This window comes from Polymorphobacter megasporae, from assembly GCF_018982885.2.
GTDB lineage: Bacteria > Pseudomonadota > Alphaproteobacteria > Sphingomonadales > Sphingomonadaceae > Polymorphobacter_B > Polymorphobacter_B megasporae.
The window spans coordinates 2,208,817-2,222,085 of record NZ_CP081848.1 but is presented as its reverse complement, the minus strand read 5'-3'; the positions used below and the strand labels follow the sequence as shown (position 1 = coordinate 2,222,085).

At 66.6% G+C, this 13,269-nt stretch carries 14 protein-coding genes; 7 read left to right on the top strand and 7 right to left on the bottom strand.

Features of this window, described 5'->3' with window-relative positions; all coding sequences use genetic code 11:
* Positions 1-7: 7 nt before the first annotated feature.
* Genes KTC28_RS10585 through KTC28_RS10570 form a run of 4 tightly spaced genes read right to left on the bottom strand, consistent with a single transcriptional unit; the run spans position 8 to position 3,331 of the window.
* A complete protein-coding gene (locus KTC28_RS10585; protein ID WP_216710805.1) occupies positions 8-835 on the bottom strand; it encodes an alpha/beta hydrolase in 828 nt (275 codons plus the stop codon).
* Positions 832-1,830 (bottom strand): quinolinate synthase NadA, encoded by a 999-nt coding sequence (gene nadA / locus KTC28_RS10580; protein WP_216710806.1) that lies wholly within the window; start codon positions 1,828-1,830, stop codon positions 832-834. Before nadA ends, KTC28_RS10585 begins: the two co-directional genes overlap by 4 nt.
* A gap of 11 nt (positions 1,831-1,841) precedes the next feature.
* On the bottom strand, positions 1,842-2,456 hold the full coding sequence (locus KTC28_RS10575; protein ID WP_255601914.1) for a DUF4230 domain-containing protein: 615 nt from the start codon (positions 2,454-2,456) through the stop codon (positions 1,842-1,844).
* The gene (locus KTC28_RS10570) at positions 2,453-3,331 is read right to left on the bottom strand and encodes an MBL fold metallo-hydrolase (RefSeq protein WP_216710808.1); all 879 of its coding nucleotides are present in this window, start codon (positions 3,329-3,331) and stop codon (positions 2,453-2,455) included. The genes KTC28_RS10575 and KTC28_RS10570 overlap by 4 nt, the downstream gene beginning before the upstream one ends.
* Positions 3,332-3,429: 98 nt before the next feature.
* On the opposite strand from KTC28_RS10570, the gene KTC28_RS10565 reads away from it, so the two are divergent.
* The 7 genes from KTC28_RS10565 to KTC28_RS10535 all read left to right on the top strand — a co-directional run bounded on the left by KTC28_RS10565 (position 3,430) and on the right by KTC28_RS10535 (position 8,973).
* Positions 3,430-3,861 (top strand): BLUF domain-containing protein, encoded by a 432-nt coding sequence (locus KTC28_RS10565; protein ID WP_216710809.1) that lies wholly within the window; start codon positions 3,430-3,432, stop codon positions 3,859-3,861.
* Positions 3,862-3,895: 34 nt separating this feature from the next.
* Positions 3,896-5,515: a GMC family oxidoreductase gene (locus KTC28_RS10560; RefSeq protein ID WP_216710810.1), complete on the top strand. Its 1,620-nt coding sequence runs from the start codon at positions 3,896-3,898 to the stop codon at positions 5,513-5,515.
* Positions 5,512-6,654, top strand: a complete 1,143-nt coding sequence (locus tag KTC28_RS10555; protein WP_216710811.1) for an epoxide hydrolase family protein — start codon at positions 5,512-5,514, stop codon at positions 6,652-6,654. Before KTC28_RS10560 ends, KTC28_RS10555 begins: the two co-directional genes overlap by 4 nt.
* A gap of 7 nt (positions 6,655-6,661) precedes the next feature.
* Positions 6,662-7,321: a lipoyl(octanoyl) transferase LipB gene (gene lipB / locus KTC28_RS10550; protein ID WP_255601913.1), complete on the top strand. Its 660-nt coding sequence runs from the start codon at positions 6,662-6,664 to the stop codon at positions 7,319-7,321.
* 113 nt (positions 7,322-7,434) lie between these two features.
* A complete protein-coding gene (locus KTC28_RS10545) occupies positions 7,435-7,710 on the top strand; it encodes a hypothetical protein (protein WP_216710813.1) in 276 nt (91 codons plus the stop codon).
* 141 nt (positions 7,711-7,851) lie between these two features.
* Positions 7,852-8,151: an SCP2 sterol-binding domain-containing protein gene (locus KTC28_RS10540; RefSeq protein ID WP_216710814.1), complete on the top strand. Its 300-nt coding sequence runs from the start codon at positions 7,852-7,854 to the stop codon at positions 8,149-8,151.
* Between the two features lie 171 nt (positions 8,152-8,322).
* Positions 8,323-8,973, top strand: coding sequence for a hypothetical protein (locus tag KTC28_RS10535; RefSeq protein ID WP_223132236.1), 651 nt, complete (start codon positions 8,323-8,325; stop codon positions 8,971-8,973).
* 245 nt (positions 8,974-9,218) lie between these two features.
* Here KTC28_RS10535 and KTC28_RS10530 read toward each other — a convergent pair whose 3' ends face one another.
* From KTC28_RS10530 to KTC28_RS10520, 3 genes are all read right to left on the bottom strand, one after another.
* A complete protein-coding gene (locus KTC28_RS10530) occupies positions 9,219-10,394 on the bottom strand; it encodes an OmpA family protein (protein ID WP_216710816.1) in 1,176 nt (391 codons plus the stop codon).
* 140 nt (positions 10,395-10,534) lie between these two features.
* On the bottom strand, positions 10,535-11,038 hold the full coding sequence (locus KTC28_RS10525) for a DUF2793 domain-containing protein (protein WP_216710817.1): 504 nt from the start codon (positions 11,036-11,038) through the stop codon (positions 10,535-10,537).
* A 34-nt stretch (positions 11,039-11,072) separates the two neighbouring features.
* On the bottom strand, positions 11,073-13,265 hold the full coding sequence (locus KTC28_RS10520; RefSeq protein ID WP_216710818.1) for a phage tail protein: 2,193 nt from the start codon (positions 13,263-13,265) through the stop codon (positions 11,073-11,075).
* Positions 13,266-13,269: the final 4 nt, after the last annotated feature.

Genomic DNA, 13,269 nt, shown 5'->3' with positions numbered 1-13,269 from the left:
AGGTCGGCTAATCGCCACCTGCCGGCACGGGCTTTGTCCGGCTCGACATCTTACTGTCGAGCCCATCGAGCCACCGAACTTCGGCAGTTCCGGCTGCAGGCACATAGGCCAGGCCGTGACCTACGCCCGCAAACACCAGGAGAAACGTCTTGCTCGCCAATGCCAGGCGTTGGCCGTGCGATATCGGGATAACCTGATCATTGTCGGCATGAAGGACTACGATTGGTATGGTCGATCCGGTCAGCTTCGCCGCGTTGTCGTACTTGTCCCAAATCAGCGGCGCGATCGGCAACCCCGTTGCATCCGCAGCGAGCGCGGGCAGGCTGGTGAAGCCGGAGACGATCATCAGGCCGCCGAGCTTCTCACCGGTTGCGACCTCGGTCGCCGGACCCGAGCCGAGCGAGTTGCCGATGGCGACGATGTCGCCCGAGGCGACGCCCCGCCGGCGAAGGAACGCGGTCGCCGCGCGGGCATCGGCGTAAAGGCCGCTTTCGCTCGGCGATCCCGGATTGCCGCCGTAGCCACGGTATTCAGGCAGCAGGACGCCGTAGCCGGCAGCGGCGATCACCTGCGTCGCGACAAGTGATCCACGCAAACTGTCGCCGTTGCCGTGAAAGAACACGATGGTCCGGCGTCGAGGGCGGGGCCGGTAAAGCGCGCCGAGGTCGAGGCCATCCGCCGTGTGCAGGACGACCCGGCTGAAGCCGGGGGCTGAGATTTCTCCGGTCGCTCGCGGCGCTGGGTAAATGAAGCGACGTTGTGCGACGACCACAACGACAAGGAACGCGACGGCCAGTCCGACGACGACAGCGCCGATGGCAATCCCAATTCTCAATCCCCCGTAACCGGCACCGGCGTCACCGCGCTCGCCATCTCGAGCATCCGGTCGAGCGGCAGCTTCGCCCGCACCCGGATCGCCTCGGGGACCTCGATCACCGGGGTCAGGTCGCGGAGGCACAGGTACAGCTTTTCGAGCGTGTTCATCGCCATGAACGGGCACATGTTGCAGCCGCAATTACCGTCGGCTCCCGGCGCGCCGATAAACACCTTGTGCGGCGCGCGGAGCTGCATCTGGTGGATGATGTTTGGCTCGGTGGCGACGATCAGCGTCGGCTCGGGCGACTTGAGCGCGTAATCGAGGATGCCGCTCGTCGCGCCGACGTAATCGGCGAGGTCGAGGATCGCCGCCGGGCACTCGGGGTGCGCTAGGACCGGCGCGGCGGGGTTGAGCGCCTTCAATTTGAGCAGCTCGGTCACTGAGAAGCGCTCGTGGACGATGCACGTCCCGTCCCACAACAGCATGTCGCGCCCGGTCTTGCGGTTGAGCCACGCGCCGAGGTGCTTGTCGGGGGCGAACAGGATTTTTTGGTCGCGGGGGAGCTGGTTGATGATCTTTTCGGCGGACGACGACGTCACGATGATGTCGCTGTGCGCCTTCACCGCCGCCGAGCAGTTGATGTACGTCAGGCTGATGTGATCGGGGTGCGCCGCGCGGAACGCGCCGAACTCGTCGGGCGGGCACGAGTCCTCGAGGCTGCACCCGGCGGCGAGGTCGGGCAGGACGACGGTCTTCTGCGGCGACAGTATCTTCGCCACCTCTGCCATGAACTTGACCCCGCAGAACGCGATGACGGCGGCGTCGGTCGCGGCGGCCTTGCGGCTGAGGTCGAGGCTGTCGCCGACGAAATCGGCGAGATCCTGCAGCACCGGGTCCTGATAATAATGCGCAAGGATGACGGCGTTGCGCTCCTTGCGCAGCCGCGCGATCTCGGTGTGGAGATCGATACCGGCGGGGATCGACTTGCCGAACAGGTTGAGGCGGGCGTCCATGCGCGGACTCCTTAGGGGAAACGAACGACGACGGCGGCGTCGAGACCGGCGGCAGCGAGCGGCAGCTTGAAGGTGCGTTCGACTGCCGCGCGCGTGGCATCGCTCGCGAGCGTCATCAGGACCGGGGCCTTGGCCTCGTCGAGCAGAGCCGACTGGACACGCGCGCGGTTGGCGGTGTCGAGCGCCGCCTCGGCATCGGTCATCGCGAGCAGCAGCGCGCCGTCCTTGAACTCGCGGATCCGCGTCAGGTCGATCTCGGGACCGGCGATCGCGGGACGCGGGATCGTCACCGTCAACGTCTTCGTCGCGGCGTTCCAGCCGATATCGCGGCGCGTTACCTGCTTCCAGTCGAGCTCGTAGCGGACGGTTCCGGGAACGATCAGCGTCTTAGTCGCGTGGAACAGCCCGAGCCGCGTCTGCTGCGAGGTCACCGCGACAGTGAAGCGCGCGGCGAAGGCGGTCAGCTTGTTCTGCGCCTGGACTGCGTTCAACGACACATCGGCGATCGACACCGGGTCGGGACCGCGGAGGAGCATCGCGACGAGCGGCGCGCGGAAGACGCCGACCAGCGCGGCGCTAAACAACAGCCCGGCGATCAGGCCCCACAGGACGGCGTAGCGCTTCACGCGACCAGCGCCCACGCGTCGCCGTCGTTGGCGACGATCCCGCGGGCGCGCAGGTCGATAAGGTGCGCCGTGACCGACAGGCCTGCCGCCGGATGGAGGCGCGGATCGACGCTCGCGTACATCGTCGCGACCATGTCGGGGACCGACTTCGGCCCGTCGCCAAGGCTTTTGACGATCTGGTTCTCGCGCTGCTTGCGGTGGGTGATGAGGCCGCGGACCAGCCGCTGCGGTTCGGTCACCGGCGCGCCGTGGGTCGGGTAATAGACCGCGTCGTCGCGGTCGAGCAGCAGGCGGAGGCTCGCCATGTACGCCGCCATATCACCGTCGGGCGGCGAAACGACGGTCGTCGACCAGCCCATGACGTGGTCGCCGCTAAATAGCGCGCGCGCCTCGGGCAGCGCAAAGCACAGGTGATTCGACGTGTGGCCGGGGGTGTGGAGCGCGGTCAGCGTCCAGCCCGGGCCGCTCACGCTGTCGCCGTCGGCGAGGACCGTGTCGGGATCGTAGGTCCGGTCGAACCCGGCATCGGCGCGCGGCCCGGCATCGTCGAGCACCAGCCGCGCGCAGCCGACGACGATCGCCCCGGTCGCGGCTTTGACGGCAGGCGCGGCGGGGGAATGATCGCGGTGGGTGTGGGTGATGACAATGTGGCTGACCGTCTCGCCCGCGACTGCGTCGAGCAATGCGGCGATATGATCGGCGTCGTCGGGGCCGGGATCGATGATCGCGACGGTCCCGGTGCCGACGATGTACGTCCCCGTGCCGGTGTACGTGAACGGCGACGGATTGCGCGCGAGAACCCGGCGCACGAGCGGCGCGAGGATTTCAACCCGCCCGTAGGGAGCCGCGGCGACTAGTTCGGCGGGATCGCTCATCACTACTCATGTGGCAGCGCGGTGCGGCGATGTGAAGGGGGCGACGCGCGACCGCCAATCCCGTAGCGTACCGTAAAACCGGTTTGGGGGACGGCAAGATGCTGCGCCAATTGATCTATATCTCGCAGCCGTTCGGCTATGATGCGGCGACGCTCGCGAACATCCTCGTTGCCGCGCGGCGCAACAACAGTCGCGACGGAGTGACCGGCGCGCTCATCTGCCGCCACGATATCTATCTGCAGTTGCTCGAGGGGCCGACCGACGCGGTCGTCGCTGCCTTCGCCAGGATCGTGGCCGACGACCGCCACCTCGATATCACGGCCTTACGGGCGACCGATGTCGCGACGCGTCTGTTTCCGCGGTGGGACATGCTCGACGATCCAGCGCGGTCGTGGCTGTGGTCGCCCGCCGAGGTCGCCGCCGGCGCCGTCACCGAAGCGGGTGCCGACGCGGTCGCTGCCATTTTTGAGCGCGTCGCAGCCGAACTCGGCGTCGCAAGCACGGCTTGCCCGGACGGCCCGAACGCCTAGACTGGCTCGCGAAGCTCTGGGGAGGGCTCGCATCATGGCCGATCATTTCGACTTCATCATCGTCGGCGCGGGATCGGCGGGGTGCGTTCTCGCCAACCGGCTGTCGGCTGATCCGGCAACGCGCGTCCTGCTGCTCGAGGCCGGCGGGCGTGACAATGGGACGATGATCAACATGCCCGGCGGAATCGCGCAGATCATTCCGCCCGACAAGGACAGTCCGCACGACTGGGGCTTCTGGACCGTTCCGCAGGCCGAACTCAACGACCGCAGGCTCTACTGGCCGCGCGGCCGGGTGCTGGGCGGATCGTCTTCGATCAACGGCATGGTCTATATCCGCGGCCATGCGAGCGATTACGATCGCTGGGCCCAGTTAGGCCTGACCGGCTGGGGGTGGAGCGACGTCCTCCCCTATTTCCGCCGCTCCGAGCATAGCGAGCGCGGCGGCGGCGACTTCCACGGTGAAGGCGGCCCGCTCCACACGAGCACGCGCTGCCTGCCGCACGTCTTGAACGACGCCTTCATCGATGCGGCAGTCGAAGCGGGCTATCCGCGCACCGACGACTTCAACGGACCTCAGTTCGAGGGCGCCGGGCGCTACGATTGCACGATCAAGAACGGCAGCCGCTGGTCGGCGGCGCGCGCGTATTTGACCCCGGTGATGAAGCGCCCGAACCTCGAGGTCCGTACCGGCGTCCAGGTCGAGCGCGTCACTTTTGCCGGCACCCGCGCGACTGGCATCGCCTATGTCCGCGACGGCAAGGCGCAATCGGTCACGGCACGCGAGGTGATCCTCTGCGGCGGTACGGTCAACTCGCCGCAATTGCTGATGTTGTCGGGGGTCGGTCCGGCCGAGCATTTGCGCGCAACCGGGATCGAGGTCGTCGCCGACCGGGCCGACGTCGGCGGCAATCTCCAGGACCATCTCGACCTGATCGTGCAATGGGCGTGCACCCAGCCGGTCACGCTCAATGCCAATGCGGCAACCCTCAACAAGGTCAAGGCGCTGGCGTCGTGGCTGTTCGCGAAATCGGGACCGGGAAGCTACATCCCGACCCCGACCGGCGCGTTCGTTTCGACCCGCCAGGGGCTGGCCGCGCCCGACATCCAGATCCATTTCATGCCGTTGCGCGGCAATGCCCATGGCCGCGGGACGATGTCGCCCGAGCACGGCTATCAGATGCACGTCTGCCAGCTCCGCCCCGAAAGCCGCGGGACGATCCGCCTCGCCGGTCCCGACCCGCTCGCACCGCCGCTGATCGATCCGCGCTACCTGACGGCGCATGAGGATGTCGACACGCTCGTCGCCGGGGTCGCGATCGCCCGCAAGATCGGCGCGGCACCGGCGTTCGATGCGTTTCGCGGCGCCGAGACGTGGCCCGGCGCTTCGGTGCAATCGCGCGATGTGCTCGTCGCGGCAATGCGCGACTGGGGCGAGACGATCTACCACCCGGTGGGCACCTGCCGGATGGGAGCCGACGACGCCTCGGTCGTCGATGGATCTCTGCGCGTTCGCGGAGTCGACGGGCTGCGCGTCGTCGACGCGTCGGTGATGCCGTATCTTGTCTCGGGCAATACCAATGCGCCGACGATCATGATCGCCGAAAAGGCCGCCGATTTGATCGCCGCGACGGCAAAGCAAAGGCTCGCAGCATGAACACGATCGAGCCGTTCGCGATCCCGGTCAACGCCGACGAAGTGGCGTGGATTCGCGACCGCGTCGCCGGCTACCGCTTCTTCGAGGAGCCCACCGATGCCAAATGGGATTACGGAGCAAACCGCGCGTACATGGCTCGGGTGCGCGACTATTGGCTCGACGATTTCGACTGGGCGGCAGCGGTTGCCGGGCTCAACCGCCACCCGCATTTCCGCGTCGAAGTCGAGCCCGGGCTAAAGCTTCACTGTATTCACCGCCGGTCGACGCGCCCGAACGCGCGGCCGTTGTTGATCGCGCACGGCTGGCCAGGGTCGATCGTCGAGTTCGACGCGATCGTCGATCGCCTTGCCGAACCTGAGGTGGAGGATGGGCCTGCCTTCCATGTGATCGCTCCTTCGCTGGCGGGGTATGCGTGGTCGGACAAGCCGGCGTCGCCGATCGGGCCGCGCGCGATGGCGAGGCTCTACGACCGGCTGATGGCGGTGCTAGGTTACGACGGGTATCTGTATCAGGGCGGCGACTGGGGCTGCGTCATCGGCGGCTGGATCGGGCTTGACAGCACGACGGTCGAGGCGATCCACCTCAGCGGCTACGGGCTGCGCTCGGCCGACATGCACCCCGATACGCCCGCCGAGGTCGCGTGGCTGATGAAGGCGCAGAAGGTGCGTGACCGCGAGACCGCCTATCTCCAGCTCCAGGGAACCAAGCCGCAGAGCCTCGGCTTCGCGATGATGGATTCGCCGATGGGGGTCGCAGCGTGGTTCGCCGAAAAGTTCGTCGGCTGGTCCGACACCGGCGACGGGCGCGACGGTTATGTCGACCCGCCGTTCAGCCTCGACCAGATGCTGACCAACATCATGATCTACCTGACGACCCGTAGCTTCAACACCGCAACATGGATCTACAAGGGTATGTTCGAGGAGGGTGGCGCGGCGATCCCGCAAGGGCGGCGGATCGAAGTGCCGACCGCGGTCGCGGCATTCCCAAAGGACCTGCTCGCCTTCCCGCCGCGTGCGATGGTCGAGCGCGGCTATAATGTCGTTCGCTACACCGAGATGCCGCGCGGCGGCCATTTTGCCAGCCTTGAGGAGCCCGAACTGTTTCTTGCCGACGTTCGCGCGTTCGCCGCGTCGCTGTGAGCGAGGGTTGACCGACTCCATCGAATGGCGCGTCGAACCGGGGCTGCTCGATTACGCCGAGGCGGTCGCGGCGATGGAGGCGCGCGTCGCGGCCATCCGGGCGGGAACCGCGCGCGAGCTGATCTGGCTCGTCGAGCACCCGCCGCTATACACTGCGGGGACCAGCGCCGATGCCGCCGACGTCCTCGATGCGCGCTTCCCGGTTCACGCTACCGGGCGCGGCGGGCGACACACCTATCACGGGCCTGGCCAACGCGTCGTTTATGTCATGCTCGATCTCGACGCCCGCGGGCGCGACGTCCGCCGATACATCACCGCACTCGAGGCGTGGGTGATCGAAGCACTTGCCCGTGAGCGGGTAGCCGCTTTCACCGATCCGGCGCGTGTGGGCGTCTGGGTTCACACAGAAAATCACGACGCGAAGATCGCGGCGATCGGTGTCCGGATTCGCCGCTGGGTCACGTTCCACGGGGTCGCGATCAATATCTCTCCAAATCTCGCGCATTTTGACGGAATCGTGCCGTGCGGCCTCGCGGAATCGGCGGTAACGAGCCTCTTGGCACTGGGCCGACCGTCGACGATGGAAACGATCGATGCTGCGCTGCACACGGAACTGTCGCGGTTCATCGGTCGTTTAACCGTTACGGAGATGCGCAATGACGCTTGAGGGGGAAGAAGTTTCTGTCTAATGTCCACCACGGTTAGGGGATAAGGGCTGAACCGAAACCGCCGCTATCATGCTCGCAAACGATGAACAGGAGTCCAAAGATGGGTGATCTCATGACGAAGATTAAGACGGTTACGCTCGTCGCCGGCCTCGCGCTGGCAGTCGTCGCTTGCGGCGAAAAGAAGGCCGACACGACGTCGACCACGACCACCACCGACACCACGACGCCTGCTTCGGCGCCGATGGCAACCGACACCACGACGATGGCCCCCGCTTCGGGCGCTGCCGACGCGATGGCGACCGCTCCCGCCGCTGGCGATGCGATGGCACCGGCTTCGGGCGGCACCAGCACGACGACGACGGATTCGACGACCACCACCAAGCCGTAATAGCTTCGGTCGTCACGATCTCGGAAGGGCCGCCAGTCAAATGGCGGCCCTTCTTTTATGGCCGATCGGTTTGCGTGAACTTAGTTCATCGCAGAATGTTCGGTCCGCGCGACACCACGTAATCCGCTGGGGAGAACAGCAATGAGCCTTGAACAGATCACTGAAGGCATGCGCACGCGCGTCGGTGCGAGTGCGGGTCTCAAGAAATCGGTCAAGTTCGATTTCGGCGACGATGGTGTCGTCCGGATTGACGATACCGCGACGCCGGCTGTCGTCGACAATCAGAACGTCCCGACCGATTGCACGGTCAAGGTTTCGATGGCCGATTTCATGGACATGGCGAGCGGCAAGCAGAACCCGCAGATGGCGTTCATGATGGGCAAGCTGAAGGTCGATGGCGACATGTCGGTTGCGCTGCAGCTCGGTAGCCTGCTCGGCTAAAGACGTCTGTCCAGATCGATCACCGTGTGACGGCCCATCCGACGTTATATTACAACAGGATGGTGCCGCACCGCGGTAAGCCGCAGCATTGCGGAAACAGACTCTAGCGGCGCGCGATGTGCGGCGGTAAGGCTGTCGGGCGCCGAGTTCTGCGCCGGAGACAGTCGCAATATGCTAAGACAGGCCTTCATCTCGCTCGCCGTTTTGGGCGTTTGCGGTGTTCCCATCGCAAATGCTGCCGCCGCTCCCGCGAAAAAGCCGGTTCGCGCGCGACCGAAGACCGTCGATGCAGCACCCGCAGCAACCCTGCCTGGCGAAGAAGTCTTCACACGATCGGCAGACGGGATGATGACGCCGAATGCCGTCAAGCTGCGGCCGACGACGCCTGCAGAAGCCGAGGCCAATGCGGTGTGGAGCGTCCGCGCCGCACTCAACATCGCCGCGCTGCAGTGTCAATTCTCGCCGTTCCTTGCGACGGTGCGAAACTATAACGATGTTCTCCGCCAGCATTCGGACGAACTCGATCGTGCCCGCGCGACGATGGTCGCGCACTTCCGCCGCTATGACGGGGCGCAGGCGCAGAACAGCTTCGATCGCTATACGACGCAAACCTACAACAGCTATTCGACCCTCGATGCTCAATACTCGTTTTGCGAGCGGGCAGCGGTCGCTGGTCGCGCGGCGCTGACGCTACGCAAGGGCGACCTGGGCAAGCGCGCCGCCGCATTACGCGATGATGTTCGTGCCGGGCTAACGCCGGTCTCGCACAAGGCGTTGCTCACCCCGATCGAAGTGACAGGGGTCGACCTCCCGCCTCTTTGAAGTCCGGCTGAGATCAGCCGCGATCGGGTGATCTTTCATCCCGGCATCAGCAACGCACTTTTCGAAATATCGTCACCGTCACTTCCGGTTTCTTTCCGGGTCAGGACGACGTGCGCGATCTCGCGGGATGATAAGGACGATCGCGCGCATCGGCGCAAACTGCCTCGGTCTGACAGTCGAACTCATCGCAATCGCGCAAAAAAAAGGCCGCCCTTTCGGGCGGCCTTTCCTTTTTCGTGATCCGCTTACTGCGGGGTGCAGGGACCCGCGGAAGCCGGAGCCGGAGCACCACCGAAGGTGATCTCGACGCGGCGGTTCTGCGGTTCGCGAACACCGTCGGCCGTATCGACCAGCGGACGGCTCTCACCGAACGCTTCGGTCGTGATGACGCCAGCGGCGACACCCTTGCCGGTCATGTAAGCCTTGACCGCATCAGCGCGGCGCTGCGACAGCGCAACGTTGTAATCCGGCTTACCCGACTTGTCGGCGTGACCGGCGAGCGTGACGCTGGTCTGACCCGTCGAGGCATACTGGTCGGCGGCACGATCGAGGATCGCGGCGGCTTCCGGTGTGATGACCGAACGATCCCAATCGAAGAAGACGAGGAACGGCCCGGGGGTGACGGCAGCCGGCGGGCACGGCGGCAGCGGAGCCGGCGGCGGCGGCGGGGGAGCCATCGGAGCCGGCGGCGGCGGCGGCGGCGTCTCGCCACCGAAGTTGTACGTCAGACCGACGAGCAGGCTGTGCGAACGAACGCGCGTGTTTGCCTGGTTCCCGGTGAAGGTCAGCGTGTTGACGTTATCGACGTTGAAGTAACGATACTTCAGCGTCACGTCGACGTGGTCGGTCAGCGGCTTGTAAACGCCGGCGAGAAGCTGCCACGCAACGTGCGTGTCGCTGTCGTCGAGATACGGAGCACCGCCAGCAGCGAAGCCATAACCCTGCTGCTTGACGCGAGCGACGCCGACGCCGCCGCCGAGGTAACCACCGAAATCACGCCCCTTGCCGCCGAAGTCGACGAGGCCGTTGACCATGAACGACAGGATGTTCTGGTTGCCGGGAGCGTTGTAATAGTTGCCGAGCGCGGGAACACCGGCGACACCGTTCGCGAGCGTCAGCGGCGGAGTGCCGCCGTTGACCTGAACGTAATCGACGTTGTTACGCTTGTAGCCGACCTCGAACTCGGTACGGAACATACCGAAGTCGTAGCCGAGGATTCCGTCGATGTCGTAGCCGACGTTGTAGGTGTTGCGCAGCGGCGCCTTATAGGCAACGCCGGCGGTCGTCCGCAGGTCGAACGACGAAGCCTGCGAGATGATCCCGCCGCCTTCGAGGCCGACATAGAACGAATCGTCTTTCGCCAGCGCCGGGCCGGCAAGCGCGGTCGAACCCAACGCTATTGCTACGGCAAATTTCCGCATCATTATTCCCTTCACGGTTTCGATAGTCCACTGAACTGCTCGAACGCTCTAACGCAGCAGTTATACCAGCGCAAGTCGAGATTCAGATGGTGTGTTGCATAGAAACAACAGCTTTTCCATGAAGTAACGTTCGGCATTCGCTACGCAACCGCAACGAGTCCCATGGCACGCATCGCGCTGGTTAGCGCCGCCAATTCCGCCCGCGCCTCGGTGTCGATTATCGTGCCGCCAGCCGCTCCGGCAAGCGCGACCGGCGTCACGGCGAGCATCGTTCGCCCGTTAACCGAAAGTGCCCGCACCGGCCATGCGGCACCGTTCCAGACGCCGCCGACACACACAGCATAGACGCCTTCGTCGCGCACGTAGGCGAGGCAGCCATCGCGCGGCACGACGAACGACCAACCGCCGGCTTCGAGGACGGCGATCTCGCCTGTGCGACCAGACCATGCGCCGGTCGCATAGCTGCTGACGATCCAGCTTGCCGGTGACGTCGCTCCTGCGGGTGGTGCCGCAAGGGTCCGGCTTTCGACGGCGAGATGGAGCAGCGCATCGATTGCCGCGATCGCGCTGTTGTGGGTGATTTCCTTCTGCGCCTGCCCGCTTTGGAGCAGCGCAAACGCGTAGCGCGCCGATACCTCAGCCATGATCGTCCTTCCAAAAATGTGAGTTAATGCAAAGTTATATCGTGCATGTCGCTGCACTGCCGGGGCCGACGGCGGCCCCGAGCTGAGCGACGGCGGCGGTTAGCGACCCAGCGGTGCCGCCACCGTCGGCCGCGAACGATGCAGCCGGGTAGGTCCACGACGTTCCACCAACCTCGACCGCGCGAACGACAGTTGCGCCGAACGCGATCGTGACCCGATACCGCTCGGCTTCCTCTCCCAGCGGTGCATCTGCCCCGTCGATCCACGCGAACCCTGCCCGGCTACGGCGGATCCAGCTGATCAGCCGATCGCCATTGGCGAGCGTCGTGACCGTCAGGGCGACCGGCGACAACGGACGGAGCGCAACCCCCACGGGAACGACGGCGATGCCGAATACCGTGACGATGTCCTCTCCGGGGCCGACCGCCTTGAAGATCAGCGGCGATCCAATCGCGTCGATCGGGGGATCGAACGCGGTGACGCTGCCGGCATCGAGCATGACGAAGCGCTCGCTCGCAGCATGGGTGGCGACCGCCGCCTCGGTCCCGCGCCGCCCGCGCAGTAGCACGCTGAGGCGATAGCGCCGCGGTGCGACGGCTTCGGCGCGGGCGAACTGGAACACCTCGTCGCCCGCGAGCGCGAGGTTGGCCCCGGCGAGGACCGCCGCCTCGCTCGCGCTCTCGAGCGTCATCGCTCCCTCGAGCAGGTCGACGTCGATCGTCGACAGCCGGTCCCAGCAGTCGGTCGTGCCGGCGGGGAGCGGGCTCGCGGCGACCCCGAGCGTCGCCGGCGTGTCGATCGTCGCGACCGTCGCATAGCTCGCGCCGCCATCGCGGCTGACGACGACGCCGGCGCGCCGCCAGCCGCTGCTCGGCCCCGCCGCGGCGAGCAATAGCCGCGGCGTGGTCGCGACGCCGTCGAGCGAGGGGAGGTCGAGAACGTGGAGCACGGTCGGGCCATTCGGAGCATCGCCGGGAGCATAGACGCGACCGGAATCGGCAGTCGTCGACGGAGCCCCGGGCGGCGAGGCGATGCGTTCGACCTCGCACTCTATTACTGCGCCGGTGATCGTCGTCCGGCGGACCCGCCACGGATCGGGGTAGCCCTCGACCAGGACAGCATCGCCCGGACGCAGCGCGGCGTAGCGCCACGACATCGCCAGCAGCGCGGTCGACCGCCTGGCGATCGCGCGGCGGAGGAGGATTTCGGCGAGCTGCTTCGCCGCAGCGGCGGTCGCGGCGACGGGGAGGTCATGCGCTTCGCTCCGCAGCACCGGGCTGCGCCGGACCGCGCGCTGCTGCCCCGGCTGGAAGTCGCGCGCGGGGTCGCTGAAGCCGAAGACAAGCGCATCGGGGATGCTGTCGCCGGCCTCGCGGCTCGTGTGCCAAGCCGGAGCGGCGTGCGCCTCGCTCGCGCCGAGGACATCGGCCGGGATCGTCGTCGACGTGCCCGGCCCGAGGACGAGCCCGGCGTCGGCGTCACGGACGACGAGGTCGCCGATCTCGGCGAGCTGGGTCATCGTCGCGCGGATGCTGCCTGCGCGCGCGGCGGCAAAGCCGAGCAGCATCGGGCCGGCGGTGTCCCCACCGAGGCCGGGACCGGCGATGTCGCGGGCGATCGCCTCGACTGCGATATCGTCGTCATCGGCAACGACCTCGAAGGTCAGGTTGGGGATGCGGTTGCCATAGTCGGCGAGCGGCAGGTCCTCGAACACGACGTGCGCGCGGTCGCGGTAGGCGGGCGCGGCACCGACGCCCTCGGCAGCGGCGATCAGCGGATCGACCAGCTGCCCTTCGCTACCGGTGTATGCGCGGATCGTCGCCGGATAGATCAGCGTGCCGTCGGTCGCGCGGAGCAGTTTGCCGTCGGCCCAGATGCGCTCGACGCGAACGATCGCCCGCGCCGCAACGATCACCGCGAACGATGCCGAATAGCTGTAGCTGCTCGTCGCAGCGCCGCGCTTGCCGCCGCTCGAGCTGGTCCGGCTTTCGCGGATGCCTGCGGTCCAGACGAGCGACCCGGCGACGCGCATCCGGCCATAGATGCGCGGCAGCGGCTCGCCATAGGCGGCGCTCTGGACCGCGAGGTTGGCGACGCGCGGCCCTTCTCGCGTCGCGCCGCCGCCGAAGATGCCGCGGTCGAGCGTGCTGCCGATGACGGTGCCGACGAGCCCGCCCAGCGGGCCGCCGAGCGCGCGCCCGACGGTGCCCAAGATCAATGTCGCCATCGGC

Bases quoted from the DNA above. Each gene is read 5' to 3' on its own strand.
- nadA (WP_216710806.1), bottom strand. From the start codon at position 1,830: ATGGACGCCCGCCTCAACCTGTTCGGCAAGTCGATCCCCGCCGGTATC.
- KTC28_RS10570 (WP_216710808.1), bottom strand. From the start codon at position 3,331: ATGAGCGATCCCGCCGAACTAGTCGCCGCGGCTCCCTACGGGCGGGTT.
- KTC28_RS10565 (WP_216710809.1), top strand. From the start codon at position 3,430: ATGCTGCGCCAATTGATCTATATCTCGCAGCCGTTCGGCTATGATGCG.
- KTC28_RS10560 (WP_216710810.1), top strand. From the start codon at position 3,896: ATGGCCGATCATTTCGACTTCATCATCGTCGGCGCGGGATCGGCGGGG.
- KTC28_RS10555 (WP_216710811.1), top strand. From the start codon at position 5,512: ATGAACACGATCGAGCCGTTCGCGATCCCGGTCAACGCCGACGAAGTG.
- KTC28_RS10545 (WP_216710813.1), top strand. From the start codon at position 7,435: ATGACGAAGATTAAGACGGTTACGCTCGTCGCCGGCCTCGCGCTGGCA.
- KTC28_RS10540 (WP_216710814.1), top strand. From the start codon at position 7,852: ATGAGCCTTGAACAGATCACTGAAGGCATGCGCACGCGCGTCGGTGCG.
- KTC28_RS10535 (WP_223132236.1), top strand. From the start codon at position 8,323: ATGCTAAGACAGGCCTTCATCTCGCTCGCCGTTTTGGGCGTTTGCGGT.
- KTC28_RS10530 (WP_216710816.1), bottom strand. From the start codon at position 10,394: ATGCGGAAATTTGCCGTAGCAATAGCGTTGGGTTCGACCGCGCTTGCC.
- KTC28_RS10525 (WP_216710817.1), bottom strand. From the start codon at position 11,038: ATGGCTGAGGTATCGGCGCGCTACGCGTTTGCGCTGCTCCAAAGCGGG.
- KTC28_RS10520 (WP_216710818.1), bottom strand. From the start codon at position 13,265: ATGGCGACATTGATCTTGGGCACCGTCGGGCGCGCGCTCGGCGGCCCG.